This is a genomic window from Streptomyces sp. NPDC002328, from assembly GCF_042890065.1.
GTDB lineage: Bacteria > Actinomycetota > Actinomycetes > Streptomycetales > Streptomycetaceae > Streptomyces.
The window spans coordinates 60339-77260 of record NZ_JBIARQ010000019.1 but is presented as its reverse complement, the minus strand read 5'-3'; the positions used below and the strand labels follow the sequence as shown (position 1 = coordinate 77260).

Annotated in this window: 10 protein-coding genes; 3 read left to right on the top strand and 7 right to left on the bottom strand. The window is 72.6% G+C overall.

What is annotated here, in order from left to right:
• Positions 1–26: 26 nt before the first annotated feature.
• On the bottom strand, positions 27–1145 hold the full coding sequence (locus ACFYX4_RS33675; RefSeq protein ID WP_389341465.1) for a DUF2786 domain-containing protein: 1119 nt from the start codon (positions 1143–1145) through the stop codon (positions 27–29).
• A 108-nt stretch (positions 1146–1253) separates the two neighbouring features.
• Between ACFYX4_RS33675 and ACFYX4_RS33670 the strand changes: the two genes are divergently transcribed.
• Positions 1254–1988, top strand: a complete 735-nt coding sequence (locus tag ACFYX4_RS33670) for a Clp protease N-terminal domain-containing protein (protein ID WP_389341462.1) — start codon at positions 1254–1256, stop codon at positions 1986–1988.
• Between the two features lie 102 nt (positions 1989–2090).
• Positions 2091–3776, top strand: a complete 1686-nt coding sequence (locus tag ACFYX4_RS33665; protein WP_389341459.1) for a bifunctional 3'-5' exonuclease/DNA polymerase — start codon at positions 2091–2093, stop codon at positions 3774–3776.
• Between the two features lie 27 nt (positions 3777–3803).
• Here the strand turns inward: ACFYX4_RS33665 and ACFYX4_RS33660 are convergent, their stop codons facing one another.
• Positions 3804–7514: a BTAD domain-containing putative transcriptional regulator gene (locus ACFYX4_RS33660; protein ID WP_389341456.1), complete on the bottom strand. Its 3711-nt coding sequence runs from the start codon at positions 7512–7514 to the stop codon at positions 3804–3806.
• Positions 7515–7930: 416 nt separating this feature from the next.
• On the bottom strand, positions 7931–8824 hold the full coding sequence (locus tag ACFYX4_RS33655; RefSeq protein WP_389341454.1) for a glycosyltransferase family 2 protein: 894 nt from the start codon (positions 8822–8824) through the stop codon (positions 7931–7933).
• 241 nt (positions 8825–9065) lie between these two features.
• Between ACFYX4_RS33655 and ACFYX4_RS33650 the strand changes: the two genes are divergently transcribed.
• On the top strand, positions 9066–10031 hold the full coding sequence (locus ACFYX4_RS33650; protein WP_389341452.1) for a D-2-hydroxyacid dehydrogenase family protein: 966 nt from the start codon (positions 9066–9068) through the stop codon (positions 10029–10031).
• Between the two features lie 39 nt (positions 10032–10070).
• On the opposite strand, the gene ACFYX4_RS33645 is transcribed toward ACFYX4_RS33650, so the two are convergent.
• The 4 genes from ACFYX4_RS33645 to ACFYX4_RS33630 all read right to left on the bottom strand — a co-directional run bounded on the left by ACFYX4_RS33645 (position 10071) and on the right by ACFYX4_RS33630 (position 16486).
• Positions 10071–11330, bottom strand: a complete 1260-nt coding sequence (locus ACFYX4_RS33645; RefSeq protein WP_389341709.1) for a UDP-glucose dehydrogenase family protein — start codon at positions 11328–11330, stop codon at positions 10071–10073.
• A 234-nt stretch (positions 11331–11564) separates the two neighbouring features.
• A complete protein-coding gene (locus ACFYX4_RS33640) occupies positions 11565–13052 on the bottom strand; it encodes a hypothetical protein (protein WP_389341449.1) in 1488 nt (495 codons plus the stop codon).
• A 156-nt stretch (positions 13053–13208) separates the two neighbouring features.
• A complete protein-coding gene (locus ACFYX4_RS33635) occupies positions 13209–15143 on the bottom strand; it encodes a right-handed parallel beta-helix repeat-containing protein (RefSeq protein WP_389341446.1) in 1935 nt (644 codons plus the stop codon).
• Complete coding sequence (locus tag ACFYX4_RS33630; RefSeq protein ID WP_389341443.1) at positions 15140–16486, bottom strand: glycosyltransferase family 2 protein; 1347 nt, start codon at positions 16484–16486, stop codon at positions 15140–15142. The genes ACFYX4_RS33635 and ACFYX4_RS33630 overlap by 4 nt, the downstream gene beginning before the upstream one ends.
• Positions 16487–16922 lie beyond the last annotated feature (436 nt).

Genomic DNA, 16922 nt, shown 5'->3' with positions numbered 1-16922 from the left:
GGGCCGGTCCCCGGCCTTCCGTCGTGTCAGGGCAGGGGCGGGCGGGAGTGTACTCGGGCGTGGTCTGCTGCTTTTGTGCCCTGGGTCCAGCCTGCTTCGTCGGTGATGCCGCGTAGGCGGGTGGTGGTCGTTTCCGGGAACATGCGGTCCGTCGCCGCCGTGACCGCGACCTCGCGGGTGGCCAGGACCGGCAGCAGGTCGTCGGTCACCTGGGTCTCGGCGGCGGCCGTCAGCCGGGCTCCGATGCGGTGGGCGTAGGCGGCGAGGAAAGACTGCCGGAAGGTCTTGGTCCGCTTGCGGCCGCCGGCGCGCTGCGCCGCCTCCGCCTTCGTCATCGCGGACTGCGCCTGCACCAGGAGCGAGGTGTAGAGCAGCTCCACCGCGTCCAGATCGGCTTCGAAGCCGACGACCGTGGAGAAGCAGAAAGGTTCGTTCCACACCGCCCGGCAGTGGTTCGCTTCGGCCACCGCGTCCAGCAGCACCGCCTTGGCCTGCTCGTACGGCGGTTCGACGCCGATACGGCAGGCGCCGGGCGCGTCCGGGGCCGGCGCCTGGGCGTCGAGCAGTGCCTCGTCGACGCTGTGCCGGGCCATCAGCTCCTGCGCCTTCGCGGTGAGCGCCTCCGCCTCCTCCGGGTAGCCCGTCGCCTCCGCCTTCGCGAGCAGCGCGCGGATGCGGGTGAGCATGCGGGAGTGGGTGTCGGAACGGGGCTGCCGCCGGGGCGCCTGTTCGTGCAGCGGTTCGAGGGTGGGCAGGCGCAGCAGCAGGCGGTAGAGCTCCAGGACCGCGCCGGCGTGCGAGAAGCGGTCCGCCCGGGGCGGGGCCTCGTCGGTGACCTCCTCCAGCTGGGCCGCCCAACGCCGGCCGCGCGGGCGGTCGTCCGGGGCCTGCGCGCGGATCAGCGCCGACACCAGGCGTACGTGGACGTCGTCCAGGTCGCGCCCGACGATCCGTACGACGTCCGCCGGCTGCCAGCCCCGACGCCAGGCCGCTGCCACGAACTCCTCGCCGCGCCGGGCCAGTTCGGCGTCCGCCGCGGGGTCGGCGGCGAGGAGGGAGGCGGCGGTGTCCAGGGCGTCGTCGTCGGCTTCGTAGAGGGCTGCGCTGAAGGCGCGGTCGACGGTGGTGGGCGTACTGCTGCTCATCCGGCGATGGTGCCACGCGCGCGCGGGCCGTCCTCCGGTGCCCGCCCCCTCCCGCCCGGGTGTCAACTCACGGTTGACGGTTCGAAGGTGTCAACCTAGGGTTGACACATGACTTCGCGACAGGATCCCACGGCGTCCATCCGTCTCGACGACCTCATCCACGCCATCAAGAAGGTCCACCCCGAGCCCCTCGACCAGCTCCAGGACGCGGTCATCGCGGCCGAGCACCTCGGCGACGTCGCCGACCACCTGATCGGCCACTTCGTCGACCAGGCCCGCCGCTCCGGGGCCTCCTGGACGGACATCGGCAAGAGCATGGGCGTGACGCGGCAGGCGGCGCAGAAGCGGTTCGTGCCGAAGGAGTCGGCCGACCTCGACCCGAGCCAGGGCTTCAGCCGGTACACCCCGCGCGCGCGGAACGTCGTCATGGTCGCGCACAGCGAGTCCAGGGCGGCCGGCAACTCCGAGGGGCTGCCCGCCCACCTGGTCCTCGGCCTCCTCGCCGAGCCCGAGGGCCTCGCGGCGAAGGCGCTCGCCGAGCAGGGCGTCTCCCCGGACGCCGTGCGGGAGGCGGCGGCCGCCGCGCTGCCGGCGGCCGTGGAGGAGGTCCCCGAGCTGGTGCCCTACGGCTCGGACGCCAAGAAGGTCCTGGAACTCACCTTCCGCGAGGCGCTCCGCCTCGGCCACAACTACATCGGCACCGAGCACATCCTGCTGGCGCTCCTGGAGTTCGAGAACGGCGAGGGCGTCCTCAGCGACCTCGGCGTGGAGAAGCCCGCCACCGAGCGGTACGTGGCACAGGCCCTGGAGAAGATCGCGGTGTTCCAGGGGGAGGAGGAGTGAGACCGGACGAGGGCCGGGCGTGGCTGCGAGGCAGGCGAGCAGCCGGCTGCGGTTGAGGGGAGTTGGAGGGGCGTTGTCAGACCCCCCTGGCAGACTCGCTGTATGGCCGGCCGGTGGGTTCTTGCTGCGGCCGGGGGCGGGGGCGTCGAGCTCGTAGCCCTCGGTCCGGACGGGGTGCCCGTCGGGCCGGTGTCGTGGGAGGCGGACCTGGCGCGGGCCGTGCGGGAGCGGCCGGAGGTCAGCCGGTGGGTCTGGCGGTCCACGGCCGAGGTGTATCCGCGTCTGCTCGCCGCGGGGGTGCGAGTCGAGCGGTGCTACGACGTGGAGGACGCCGAGACGCTCCTCCTCGGCCACGAGGGGCGGTCGGGCGAGCCCCGATCGGCCGCCGCCGCGCTGGCCCGGCTGCGCGGCGGGCCCGTGCCGCCGGACCCGCCGCAGCGCTCCGCCGAGCCCGGCGCGCAGTCCTCGCTGTTCGAACCGGAGGAGTCCGCGCTGCCGCTCGCCGACCTCCTCGCCGTCTACGCCGAGCAGCAGCGGCGGCACGACCGCGCGGAGCACCCGGAGCGGATGCGGCTGCTGACGGCGGCCGAGTCGGCGGGGATGCTGGTGGCCGCCGAGATGAACCGGTCGGGGCTGCCGTGGAGCGCCGACGTGCACCGCGCGGTGCTGCACGACCTGCTCGGCGAGCGGTACGCGGGCGGGGGCGAGCCCCGGCGGCTGGCCGAGCTCGCGGACGAGGTGTCCGCCGCGTTCGGGCGGCGGGTGCGGCCCGACCTGCCCGCTGACGTCGTCAAAGCCTTCGCGCAGGCCGGCATCAGGGTCAAATCCACTCGGCGCTGGGAGATCGAGTCCGTCGACCACCCGGCCGTGAAGCCGCTGATCGAGTACAAGAAGCTCTACCGCATCTGGGTGGCCCACGGCTGGTCCTGGCTGCACGACTGGGTCCGGGACGGCCGGTTCCGGCCCGAGTTCCTCGCGGGCGGGACCGTCACCGGGCGCTGGGTGACCAACGGCGGGGGCGCGTTGCAGATCCCCAAGGTCATCCGGCGGGCCGTCGTCGCCGACCCGGGCTGGCGGCTCGTCGTCGCCGACGCCGACCAGATGGAACCGCGCGTCCTCGCGGCGATCTCCCGCGACCCCGGGCTGATGGAGGTGGCGGGCCGGGAGAGCGACCTGTACCAGTCCGTCTCCGACCGCGCCTTCTCCGGCGACCGCGACCAGGCCAAGCTGGCGGTGCTCGGCGCGGTCTACGGCCAGACCTCCGGCGACGGCCTGAAGAACCTCGCCGCGCTCCGCCGCCGCTTCCCGCGCGCGGTGGCCTATGTCGACGACGCGGCACGGGCCGGCGAGGAGGGACGCCTCGTGCGCACCTGGCTCGGGCGGACCTGTCCCCCGGCGGCGGAAGCGGGCGACGGCGCGGAGGAGGCCGGCATCCCCGTGGGCGACGCGGACGACTCCGACGGCCGGCAGTGGGTGCCGGGGCACACCTCCTCCGACGCCCGCGCCCGCGGCCGGTTCGCCCGCAACTTCGTCGTCCAGGGCAGCGCCGCCGACTGGACCCTGCTCCTGCTCGCCGCGCTCCGCCGCACCTGTGCGGACATGGCGGCCGAGCTGGTCTTCTTCCAGCACGACGAGGTGATCGTGCACTGTCCCGAGGAGGAGGCGGAGGCGGTCGTCGCCGCGATCCGCGAGGCGGCGGACCTGGCCGGCCGGCTGACGTTCGGCGAGACGCCGGTGCGGTTCCCGTTCACCACGGCGGTGGTGGAGTGCTACGCCGACGCGAAGTGACCGACGGCGGCGGGGCGTCGGCCGAGGTCAGTCGGTGGTCTCGGTGAGCAGGTCCCTCAACTCCCCCACGATTTCCCGCTCGTCCGTGCCGTCCAGCGCGGCCAGGGCCCCGCGCCACTCCTCGTACGCCTGCGCCGTCCGGCCCGACTCCCGCAGCAGAAGGCCGTGTTGGTGCCGGGCCAGCCCGCCCGTGTAGGGGTCGGCGCGGTCGTCGGCGCGGCGCAGGAGTTCCGCGCACTCCTCCAGGGCGTGCGCGGTACGGCCCAGCAGGCGCAGGGTGCGGACCAGACCCAGGCGGGTCTGGGACTCGCCGTGCCAGTCGCCGTGGCCGCCGAGGATGCGCCGGCTCTCCTCGAAGTGCGGCAGGGCGGCGGCCGGTTCGCCGAGGGTGAGGTGGGCGTAGCCGATGTTGCAGTGCGCGGAGTGCTGGACGATCACGGCTCCGATCTCCACGCCGATGGCGAGCGAGCGCCGGTGCTGCTCGATCGCGGCGCGCGGGTCGGTGTGCTCGTAGAGGTTGCCGAGGTGGCTGTGGGTGACGGCCTCGCCGTGCGGGTCGTCGAGCCGGCGGGAGTACTCCAGGCTCTGCCGCAGCGCGGCCCCCGACTCCTCGTGCCGGCCGAGGCTCTCAAGGAGCAGCCCACGGTTGTTGAGGCAGCGCCGGATCCAGGAGGGCCGGTCGAGCCGCCGCCAGATCGTCAGGGCGCGGTCGGTGAGGGCGAGCGCCCGCTGCTGGCGACCGGTCAGGAAGTGCAGCCCGGCGAGGTCGCTCAGGGCGTACGCCTCGGCCGCGTCGTCCCCGAGCCGCCGCGCCAACCGCAGGGCGGTCCGCCCCAGCACCTCCATCTCGGCGACGCGACCGCTGCGGTGGAGGTAGGGGAAGAGGAGACGGAGGAGGGTGGAGACGAGGGCGGCGGCCTCGTCTCCCGGGGGCTGGTCTCCGGGGGTCTCGTGAGCGGCGGTGGGCTCGTCTCCGATGGGGTGCTCGTAAGCGGCGGCAGGCTCGTCTCCGGCAGCGTGCTCGTAAGCGGCGGCAGGCTCGTCTCCGGCAGCGTGCTCGTAAGCGGCGGCAGGCTCGTCTCCGGCAGCGTGCTCGTAAGCGGCGGCAGGCTCGTCTCCGGCAGCGTGCTCGTGAGCGGCGGCAGGCTCGTCTCCGGCGGGGTGCTCGTGAGCGGCGGCGGGATGCTCGCTGACGGCTACGGTCCTGTCGGCGGCGGCGTGCTCGCCGGCAGCCACGGCCTCGGCGGCAGCGTGCTCGCCGGCAGCCACGGCCTCGGCGGCGGCGGCGTGGCCATCCCCGGCGTTGCGGCCTGCGCGGCAGCCGGCCTTCTCGCTCCCGTGGCTGTCGTCGTTTCCGGTGCCGACGCCACCGGTGTCCGAGCCTCGGCAGGTCGCCAGCGCGAGGACGTTCTCCAGTTCCGCGTCGCCCCAAGCGAAGGCCGCTTCTGGGGCGGCGAAGGGCGGGACCTCGTTCACGTGCGCGGAGTGGGAGGGCGGCTGGGCGGCGGTCGGTCGGCGGCGGTCGTCATGATCGAGGCCGGGCTCGACGATGACGGCGAGGGCCCGTTCGGCCACGGCGGCGTACCAGCGCAGGGCGTGCGCGGTCATGTCGGCCGCGCCCTCGGCCTCCGCGAGTTCGCGGGCGAAGTCACGGACGAGGTCGTGCGGGGCGTAACGGCCGTACGACGTCTCCTCCAGGAGCGCCACGTCGACGAGCCGGTCGAGGGCGGCCTCGGCGCGCCGCTCGTCGGTGCCGGTGAGCCGGGCCAGCAGCGGCGCGCCGTACGTGGGCAGGTCCAGGGCACCGATGCGGCGCAGGGCGAGGGCCGCGTCCCGGTCCGCCTCGCGCCCGGAGGCGGCGAGCGCGTCGTGGGCGACGGCGAGGGAGCGGCGGACGCTGAGGTCGTCGTACTCCAGGTGGTGCAACCTGCTTCCGGTGTCGGCCAGTTGGCGGGCCAGGGTGTCCGGGGTGAGGACACCGCGGGCGGCCAGCCGAGCGGCGACGACGCGCAGGGCGAGGGGGAGGCGACCGGTGAGTTCGACGAGGGGGTGCGAGGCGGTGAGACCCTGCCCTCGGGGGTCGGGTTCGGCGGCGGGACCGGTGTGGGGCGAGCGGCCCGAGGCGGCCCGGAGGAGTTCCGCGCTCTCCTCGGCCGTGAGCGGGGTGAGGGGGAAGCGGTGCGCGCCGTCGAGGGCGGTGAGCGGGGAGCGGCTGGTGACGATGACCGCGCAGCCCGGCCCGGCCGGCAGCAGCGGGCGCACCTGGGCGGCGTGCGCGGCGTCGTCCAGGACGAGGAGCGTGCGGGTCGGAGCGAGCAGGGTGCGCAGCAACGCGGCTGCCGCGTCCGGGAGTTCGGGGATGCGGCGGGGGTCGACGCCGAGGTCGCGGAGGAGGGCGGTGAGCGCCTGGGCCGCGGTGAGCGGGGCCATGCCCGGGGTCGCGCCGTGCAGGTTGAGATAGAGCTGCCCGTCGGCGAAACGTTCCTTCAGCTGGTGTCCGACCTGGAGCGCGAGGGCGCTCTTGCCCACGCCGGCCATACCGCTGACGACCAGGGGGCCTGCCGACGGCTCGACGGCGAGGGCGGCGCGCATACGGCGGATCAGTGCGGCGCGGCCGGTGAAGTGGGCCGGGGGTGGGGGGAGTTGAGCGGGGCGGGGTGAGGCCGACGGCGGTGGGGTGTCGCGGGCCTGGGAGGTGCCGTCGGCCGGGGGCGTGCCGTACTCGACGCGCTGGACGCCCCCGACGCCCCCGACGCACTCGACGCACTCGACGCCGATGCGCGGAGAGTCGGCCTCCGCGTCACCGCCGCTGTCGCCCCCGGCGCGGCCCGCGGAGTCGTCCCCCTCCCCCGTCGCCGGATCCGGATCCCGCAGCACCTCCACGTGTGCCTCGCGCACCGTCGGCCCCGGTTCGACGCCGAGCTCCTCGACCAGGTGGGTGCGCAGATCGCGGTGGACGGCGAGGGCCTCGGCACGCCGTCCGGCCCGGTGCAGGGCGAGCATCAGCTGACGGTGGTAGGCCTCGCGCAGCGGATGCCGGGCGGCGAGTTCCGTCAGCTCCGGAATGAGCTGCTCCGACCCGGCTTCACCGAGGGCCAGTTCGGCGTCGTAGCGCCACTCCAGCAGCAGGAGCCGGGCCTCCTTCAGGCGCTGCACGAGGGCGTAGCCGCCGAGTTCGGCGGGGAGGCCGCTGAGCGGCGCGCCCCGCCACAGGGCGAGGGCGGCGGTGCATTCGCCGACGACGCGTTCCCAGTTCCGGGCGGCGTGCGCGCCGCGCGCCGCGGCGAGGCGGCGTTCGAAGACGTAAACGTCGAGCTCTCCGGGCTCCACCCGGAGCCGGTACCCCGGCGGGGCCGCCCGCAGCCGTTCGGGATCGTCGAGCAGCCGGCGCAGCCGGGACACGTGGTTGTGCAGCGAGGCGTGGGCCGACGCCGGCGGGGCGCCGCCCCACAGCGCCTCCTTGAGCGACTCGACCGGGACGATCCGTCCGGCGTCGAGCAGCAGGGCGGCCAGCAGGGCCCGCGCCTTGGGGCTGCGGACGGTGCGGACACCGGGGAGGGCGACGCCGTACGGAGTGCCGTCATCGCCGTACGAACGGCGAAACGTGTCGGTGCCGGTGCCCGTGCCAGTACCTGCGTCCGTCTCGGTGCCGGTGCCGGTACCTGCGTCCGTCTCGGTGCCGGTGTCGTACAGGACCGGCGGTCCCAGCAGTCCGAACCGCAGCTCGTACCGCCGCATCACGCCGATCTTCGCCCTTCCGCGCCGCGCCCGTGCCGGGTCGCGCTCCCTGTGTGAACCACCGGCGTGTTGGCGGGTTCTCGCCCCGGCGCCGGCGGTGTCACGCCATCCTGTCCCTGTCGGTCCTCACCGGAACCGGCTGCCGTTCCGGCCGTTCCGCCTTGCTCGACGGGCGAGTTCAGGCCGGACGACCAGCGGCGATACGGAGAACCGTTGGCGACATGTTAGCCATTCGTTGGTGCGACCTGATGTGATCACAACATCGGCTCCGGCCCGACGGCGCGCGCGTAGAACGCGTTGCTCGGGGGAGTGTCGCCGCCGCGGCCGGATCCGGGGGCGCGTCCGGGCCCGGTCGGCAGAGGTGAACGACCGGGGCCCGCGCCCCGTTTCGCACGGGCGAGTCGCGTCCGGAGACGTCAGATGACGGGGGGCCGGCCCAGCCGGGTCAGGCGCCACACCGTCCGCCACCGCATGGGCCGCCGCTCACCGGCCGGCTGGCGCACGCCCTCCGCGAAGCCGCCGAACCAGGCCTTCAGCCCGCCGAGCGAGCGCGTGCGCAGCAGCGTGACGGCGATCCACACGCCCAGGTGCACCGGGATGAGCGGCAGCGGAAGGTTGCGGCGGACCAGCCAGACGCGGTTGCGGGCGGTGACGCGGTGGTAGATGGCGTGCCGGGCGGGCGAGGTCTTGGGGTGCTGGAGCAGCAGCTCGGGCGCGTAGAGGATCTTCCAGCCGGCGTCGGTGGCGCGCCAGGCGAGGTCGGTCTCCTCGTGGGCGAAGAAGAACTCGGCGGGCCAGTCGCCGGTCTGGTCGAGCATGGCCATGCTCAGGGCGTGGCCGCCGCCGAGGAAGCCGGTGACGTATCCGCCCTCCATCGGGTCGGAGGCGCCGACGCGCGGCACGTGCCGGCGCTGCGTCTCGCCGTTCTCGTCGGCGATGCGGAAGCCGACGATGCCGAGGCGGGCGTCGGCGGCGTACAGGTCCCGGACGCGGCGCAGGACGTCGGCGTCCACCAGCAGTCCGTCGTCGTCCAGTTCGACGACGACGTCGACGTCGCCGTACTCGCGCAGGCGGGCGAGGGCGACGTTGCGGCCGCCGGGGCAGCCGAGGTTGTCGTCGACCTCGATCGGGGTGACCTCGCCGGGCAGGGAGAGGCGGTCGGCGAACTCGGGGAGGCGGCAGCCGTTGCCGACGATCACGATGCGGGCGGGTGCGAGGTCCTGCTTGGCCACGGACTCCAGCAGGGCGTCGACCTCGGCGGGCCGGTTGCCCATCGTCACCACGGCAACGGCGATCCTCGGCTCCACCACGTCCCTCACTCCGTCCGACCCGCGAGGGCGACCGCGTCCCGTGCGCGCGGTGCCCGTCGTTCACCTAGATGTTGCCTCAGGTGGCGACGTTGCTCTGACGGCGGTTCATTTTGCCTTCTTTTTCCGCCTCGGCGGGCTGCCGCGCGGACGCTTCGACGCCGGGAATCCGGACGAGGCACGATGATCACATCCGCACCGAAACTCTGGCCCCTGCCCCTCCCCCACCCCCGGAGGAACCGACATGCCCTTCCGCTGCGCCGTACTCGACGACTACCAGAACGTCGCTACGACCATCGCCGACTGGTCCCCGCTGGGCGACCGGGTCGAGGTGGTCGCCTTCACCGAGCACTTCGGCACCGAGGACGAACTCGCCCTCGCCCTGGCCGACTTCGACTGCGCGGTCACCCTGCGCGAACGCGTCGCCTTCCCCGCCTCGCTCCTGGACCGCCTCCCCCGGCTGAAGCTGCTGATCGCCTCCGGCATGCGCAACACGGTGATCGACTATGCCGCGGCGCGGGCCAACGGCGTGACGGTGTGCGGTACTCAGAGCTCCTCCACCCCGCCGGTCGAGCTCACCTGGGCGCTGCTGCTGGGTCTGGCCCGGGGACTCGTCCAGGAGAGCACCGCCCTGCGCGAGGGCGGCCCCTGGCAGTCCACGATCGGCGCCGACCTGCACGGACGCCGGCTCGGCCTGCTGGGCCTGGGGAAGATCGGGAGCCTGGTCGCCCGGGTGGGGCAGGCCTTCGGCATGGAGGTCAGCGCCTGGAGCCAGAACCTCGGCAAGGAGCGCGCGGACGAGGTCGGCGTCCGCCTGGCCGGCTCGAAGGAGGAGCTGCTGGCCGAGAGCGACTTCGTCTCCGTCCACCTCGCCCTGAGCGACCGCACCCGCGGCCTGCTCGGCCCCGCCGAACTCGCCCTCCTCAAGCCGACCGCCTACCTGGTCAACACCTCCCGCGCCGCGATCGTCGACCAGGACGCCCTGCTCGCCGCCCTCCACGAGGGCCGTATCGCCGGCGCGGGCCTCGACGTCTTCGACACCGAACCCCTCCCCACCGACCACCCCCTACGCACAGCCCCCCGCCTCCTGGCCACCCCCCACCTCGGCTACGTCTCCCGAACGAACTACGAGCACTACTACGGCCAGACGGTGGAGAACATCCAGGCGTTCCTCACAGGCTCTCCGGTGCGGGTACTGGGCGCGGGGTGAGGAGGGGGCTGTCAGGCGTCCAGACGAGTCGCCGTGCGGTCAGGGGCGGCCCAGGGCTCGGTATTCCCAACCTGCGGCGCGCCACTGGGTCGGGTCGAGGGCGTGGCGGCCGTCGACTATTCGGCGGTGGGCGACGACCGCGCCCATCGCGTCCGGTTCGATCTGGCGGAACTCGGCCCACTCGGTGAGCAGCACCACCACGTCCGCGCCGCGGGCCGCCGTCAGGACGTCCATGCCGTAGTTCAGGTCCGGGTACGCCCGGCGCGCGTTCTCCGTGGCCGCCGGGTCGATGACCGTCACCTCGGCGCCCGCCTGGTGCAGCGTCCGGGCCACGTCCAGGGCCGGGGCGTCACGGATGTCGTCGGAGTTGGGCTTGAACGCCGCCCCCAGCGCGGTCACCCGCACCCCGGCCAGCTCCCCGCCGGCCAGCTCACGGACCAGGTCCACCGTGCGGGCCCGGCGCCGCTGGTTGATGGCGTCGACCTCGCGCAGGAAGGACACGGCCTGGCCCACGCCCAGCTCCTCCGCGCGGTGGCTGAACGCCCTGATGTCCTTGGGCAGGCAGCCCCCGCCGAAGCCGAGGCCCGGCTTGAGGAACCGGCCGCCGATCCGGTCGTCGTACGCCAGCGCCTCGGCGAGACCCGTGACGTCCGCGCCGGTCGCCTCGCACACCTCCGCCATGGCGTTGATGTAGGAGATCTTGGTGGCGAGGAAGGAGTTCGCGGCGACCTTCACCAGCTCCGCAGTGGGCAGATCGGTGACGACCACCGGCGTCCCCTGCGCGATCACCGGCGCGAACGCGGCGCGCAGCTGCTCCTCCGCCCACTCCGACTCCGTGCCGAAGACCAGCCGGTCCGGCCGCAGGGTGTCGTCGACGGCGTACCCCTCACGCAGGAACTCCGGGTTCCAGGCGAGTTCGACGTCCGCCCCGGCCGGCGCCGTCCGCCGGACGACCTCCGTCAGCCGGGCCGCGGTGCCCACCGGGACGGTCGACTTGCCGACCACCAGCGCACGCCGGTGCAGATGCCGCGCGAGCTCCTCCACCGCGCTGTCGACGTACCGCATGTCGGCCGCGTACGAACCCTTCTGCTGCGGCGTTCCCACGCAGACGAAGTGGACGTCGCCGAACTCGCCGGCCTCGGCGAAGCTCGTCGAGAACCGCAGCCGCCCGCTGTCGAGCGCCTTCGCGAGCAGCTCCGGCAGGCCGGGCTCGAAGAAGGGCACCTCGCCCGAGTTCAGCCGCTCGATCTTGTCCGGGTCGACGTCCACGCCGAGCACGTCGAAGCCGAGGACGGCCATGCAGATGGCGTGGGTGGCGCCGAGGTAGCCGGTGCCTATGACGGTCAGTCGGGGAGCGTTGCTGTGCGCGTCGTCCGTAAGGGTCACGGTGGTCTCCAGAGGTGTGTCCGGGCATGTCGGCCCGCCGCACGAGCCGATCAGGGATGACGGTCTGCGGGAGCGACGGGGGGAGAGGAACTGAGGAAGGGGACGGGAGGGGCGGGAGAGGCGGGAGGAGCCGGAGGAGCGGAGGCGTCAGCCGCAGTCGACGTTGGCGAGGCCCTCGTCCGCGCCGTTCGCCTTGTTGTCGCAGGTGACCTTGTTGCCGTCGGACGTGAGATGGAAGCCGTAGCCCGGCCCGTCCACGTTCGCGGTGTTGCCCTGGAAGGTGTTGCCGGTGCCCCAGCCGTTGACGATCTGATGGGTCTGGAAGCCGTCCAGCGGGGTGTGGCTACCGGTGTTGCCCTGGAGCAGCCAGCCGTTGCCCTTCACATCGACCCAGGAGTCGTTGTTGTGCGAGCCGCTCAGCTTCGATCCGTCGAACGTGTTGTCGATGACCTTGCCGTCGCTCGTCCCCTCCTTGATGTCGATGGACTCGGCGGTGGTGTCGCTGATGTGGTTGCCGAGCACCACGTTGCGGTCGCTGGTGTCCGTCTTGCAGTCGGTCACCGTGCACCAGTTGGACTTGGCCGTGCCGATGTAGATGCCCTCGCCGTACTTCTCGCGGCGCAGCCCGGTGGTGCGGATGGTGTTGTCCCGGACCATGTTGTCCGAGCTGAAGTCGCGCAGGTGGACGGCCTCGTCACCGATCTGCTCGACGGTCAGGCCCTGGATGACGCTGCCCACCACGCCGTCCGCCATCACGCCCTTCTGGGCGTTGCGGACGGTGAAGCCCACCAGCCGCCAGTAGCTGACGTTCTTCAGGTGGAAGCCGTAGCCGTCGTCCGTGTCGCCGCCGTCGATGACCGCTCCGGCACCGCCGCACAGGAAGATCGGCTTGGCCTCGGTGCCGGACACCTCGGCGACGAAGTTGCCCGCGTAGGTGCCGTTGCCGAGGGCGATGCTGTCCCCGGGTTGCGCCTGGGAGAGGGCCTGTTCGAGCGTGGCGGTGTCGTTCACCTTGACGGAGGCGGTCGGGCAGCTGACGGCCTCCGACGGCACCGAGCCCTTGGTGGGCTGCGCCGTCGTCGGGGCCTTCGGGGTGACCGACCGGGACGGCAGCGCCGACGGGGTCTCCTCCGCCGGGAGCAGTCCGGGCGGCGACAGGCTGGGGCCCGCGGTGCTGGCCCCGGCCGTCACCGTCGGCTCCGCGTCGCCGTCCCGCGCCACCACCACGATGAGCGCCGTCAGCGCGAGCAGGAACGCACCCCCGGCCAGCCAGACGGCCGGCTGCCGGGAGGGCGGGGTGCCCGCCACGGGGGCCGCCGGCGGGTAGGCGGGCTTGGGCGGCCCGGACGACGTCGACGACGGCCCGGAGATCTCGGAGGCCGCGGAGGCCGCGGAGGCCGCGGAGATCTCTGAGGCCGCGGAGGCATCGGGGGCCGGGGAGGCCTCGGGGGCCTGGGAGACATGTGAGGCCCGGGAGGCCTCGGGGGCCTCGGGGGCCTGGGAGGCTACCGGCGGCTCGGGAGTCGCGGACGACCGGGCCGGCTCGGTGGATCCCGACGCCTCGGAGGACCCCGTCGCCGTCTCGGCGGGCTCTGCCGGCCGCCCGGCAGGCCCGGACGACCCCTCAGACGTCACAGAAGGCCGGGCGACCTCATGCGACTCAGACGGCGTGGAGGACCCGGAGGTCTCTGCGGGCTCGGAAGGCTCAGAAGGCACGGGCGACTCGGGGGGTACGGAAGGCGGTTCAGCGGGCATGGGCGGCAACTCCGGCTGCTCGGCGGGAAGGCGACGTCATCGGGGCGAGCGGGCGGCCGGCGCGGACGCGGACGCGGACTGGGCGGCCCAGACGCGCAGACCGGTCGTCCGCTGATCCTCCTCGGAGAACCACTCCCGCTTCTTCGGCGCCTGCCGGACGGCCACCTCGATCGCGGGCGCGCTCGGCAGCGGCTTCTTGTCCTCGTACGGGTGCGCGCCCACACGCCGGCGGCGTGCCCCGCGCTCACGGCCGCCAAGGATCGCCGAGATCAGGATGAGCAGCAGGATGAACGTCCAGAGCAGCGTCATCGGGCTGGCGTAATGCCGGAACTTGATCCAGAAGGAACTGGTGTCGTGCCAGGCGAACGACTGGTTCTGCTTGACGGTGATGTCGCCGTGGGCGCGGGTGGTGTCGACCGCGCTCGGGCCGACGCCGGAGATGACGTTGTACGTGATCATCGACTCGTCGACGCCGCCGACGAGGGTGATCCCGTGGTTTCTGCCGTCCTGGACGGTGTTGCCGCGGATCTCGGCCACCGAGTCGCGGACGTAGATGCCGGTCTCGGTGCTCTCGACGATGTTGCCGGTGATCGTGGCGGCGGTCACGCCGTCGCGGACCGAGATGCCCTGCCGGGACTGGCCGCTGAGGTGGTTGCCGGTGATGGCCACGTCGGTGGCGTCCTTGCGGGCCACGATCCCCATGTCGCCGCCCTCGACACGGTTGTTCTGCACGCCGACGTCCGCGCCGCCGAAGATCTCGATGCCGTAGTGGCCGTTGTCCGTGGCGACGGAGTTGGAGACGGAGTTGGAGCCGTAGCTGCTGATGGACTCGCCGGAGGCGGACGGGCCGCTGGCGAGCGGACGGCCGCTCAGCGTGAAGCCGTTGCCGCCGTTGCCCTTGGCGGTGGAACCGCTGACCCGGACCTGCTCGGTGGCGCGGGCGAGGACGAAGCCGTCGCCGCCGTTGTTGCGGGACACCGTCCGCTCGACGACGGCGTTGGTGACGAACCGGTGCAGCACCACGCCGTGTTCGAGGCTGCCCTGCACGGTGGTGTCGCTGATGCTGACCCCGGTGGCGCCCGAGATGAACAGGCCGAAGGCGTTGCCCGTGACCGTGGAGTGCCCGATCTCCGCCGAGACGTACGACAGGCTGGGCACCGAGAAGCGGGTGTCGGGCGTGGTCAGCGAGCCGGAGGGCTGGGCGATCACGCCGCTGCTGCCGGCCTTGGAGCCGGAGGTCGCCGGCGAGTCGTCGATGTTGCCGGTGTCGGGCCGGTCGGTGCCGGTGAGGCTCACGCCGCCGGTGCGTCCGCTCCAGAAGCCCAGGTCGGTGACACTGGCGTAGTTCATGGCGTACTGGCCGCCGATGGCGCGGATGTAGGCGCGGCCGTCCCGCGTGTCCGTGTCCGGCTTGTTCTTCTTGTCGTCCCAGCTGGTAATGCGCATGGGCGCCTGGGGGGTGCCCTCCAGGTTCAGCCGGCCGCCGAAGGACACGATGCTCACGAAGCCCTTGTTGCTGCTGGCCATCCGCAGCGTCAGCCCGCCCGGGTTGGACAGCTTCAGCTTGGCCCCGGCGTTCAGGTAGATGTTCTCGGTGAGCAGATAGGAGCCGTCCCGCATGCGGACGAACGTCTGCGGCGCGAGTTCGAGCAGGTCGGAGACGGTGTAGGCGTTGCTGCGCTGGGTGAGGACGAGCGTGTAGCCGCTGCCGGTGTCCAGGCGGTACGGCGCCTTCCACTGGCCGCCCTTCAGGGGGGCGACGGCGGCGACGGCGCGGACCTGGTCGAGACGGTGGTCCTCGGCGGCGACGAGCGCGGTCTCGTTCTCCGCGTCGGCGGCGTTGACCTGCGGCTTGTCGTCCTCGTCGGCCGTGGCGGCGGTGACGGAGGCGGCGAGCAGTCCGGCGGCGAGCGGCAGCACGAGGGCGGCCCGCAGCACCGGCAGCAAGGAAGAAAAGTGACGTTGTGTCATGACTGCTGAGCCTCCGCCCACGAGGGTGCGGCGACGCGTGTCCCGCCCCCGGTCCCGTTGCCGCCTCCGGTACCAATGCCGGTACCGCTCGTGCCCCCGCCGGCGAGGGAGGCCGAGTTCTGCCCCTCGCCGCCGATGCGGTTGCTGGTGCGGGTCAGCCAGCCCTGCTTGTTCATGGTGATGAAGGCGAACAGCTTGATCGGCAGCGAGATCATGATGACGACGAGGGCGAGCAGCGGCAGCAGCAGGATCTCCTGCGGGTGCCTGCGCAGGTGGGAGTACCCGCGGATGCCGCGCCCGACGAGCAGCCAGATCAGCACCAGGATGACGCCCCGGCCGGTCAGCTCCAGCCGGCTGAACAGCAGGTAGGCGAGCGCCATGCCCATCGTCACCGGCGTCAGCAGGATCTGGAACACGGTGATCTTGGTGACGAGGGGGACGCGCCAGAGCCAGCCCTTGTACAGGGCGGTCAGATAGCACCGGTAGGAGTTCCGGCTCCAGCGCACACGCTGCTTGACGAAGGCGCGGAAGGACGAGGGGAACATCGACATGGCCCGCGCGGACGACTGGTGCACGGTCTTGTAGCCGGAGGCCAGCACCAGCCAGGTCAGCCGTCCGTCGTCGCCGGCGACGCAGCGCCGGCCGAGGAAGAACTCGTCCTCCAGGTTCTCCAGGACGGGCTCGATCGCGGCCCGGCGGTAGGCCGCCGTACGACCCGAGAGGCAGGCCACCGCGCCCGCGCGGCCCATGGCCGGGACGTAGTCGTAGTAGCGCAGGTTGACCAGCCAGTCGGCGATGCGCCGCCAGACGCTGGTGCGGCGCTGGTAGACGTTCTGCTGGGTGCCGACGCCGCCGACGGCGGGGTCGACGAAGGGCATCTGCACAGCGGCGAGCAGCCCCGGCTCCCAGCGGGTGTCCGAGTCGACCAGCACCACGAGCTCGCTCTTCGCGGCGCGGATGCCGACGCCCAGCGCCGACCGCTTGCCCCGGTGCTCGAAGGCGAGCACCCGCACGCGCGGGTCCTGCACCTGCGCCAGCCGCTGGAGGACTTCCTTGTCCTCCACGTCCGGGACGATGATGACCTCGGCGGGATCCTGGGCCAGCCAGGTGTCGAGGCAGTCCAGCAGGATGCTCGCGTCCTCGCGGTACGCCGGGACCACCACGGACACCGTCGTCCGGTAGTCGTTCACCACAGGCTTGGCGAACCGGGAGAGCACCGCCCGATAGAGCCACAGACCCCAGACGAAGGCGCCGGCGATGCCGAGCGGCATCAGCTCACGCCATGACGTCTCGGCGGCCGCCGTGACTATCCATGACCAGAAATCGTCGAAGAAACCCGACACGAACCCAGAACCCCCCAGCCGGAGCGCAGCCCACCGCATGGGCCATATGTGCGACGTTCGCGGTCTACGCCGGGAAATCTAGGGCCGAATCGAGCTCTCTCGACACACGATCAACACAAATTTCACCTGAGGCAGGCACGAAATCTTCACAACACGATCACTCCATGAGTGAACGGCATACCCCACCGGCCTCGATTTCCAGCCATCCGCGCACTATCTGACGAGTCGTCACATGAACTGCACCGCAGGCGACTTGAGTTCTGCACATGACATACTTCCATCCCCTGCCCCATCTCGACCAGACGTGCACCACATCATTCACATAAGCAAATCACATGTGATGCAGCTCACATGCCTTATGTCCGACCGATGGACACATATGACGCAGTCGTCACGGGAACGACATCGCACGGCAACTCCCGCGCCGCGCCCTCGC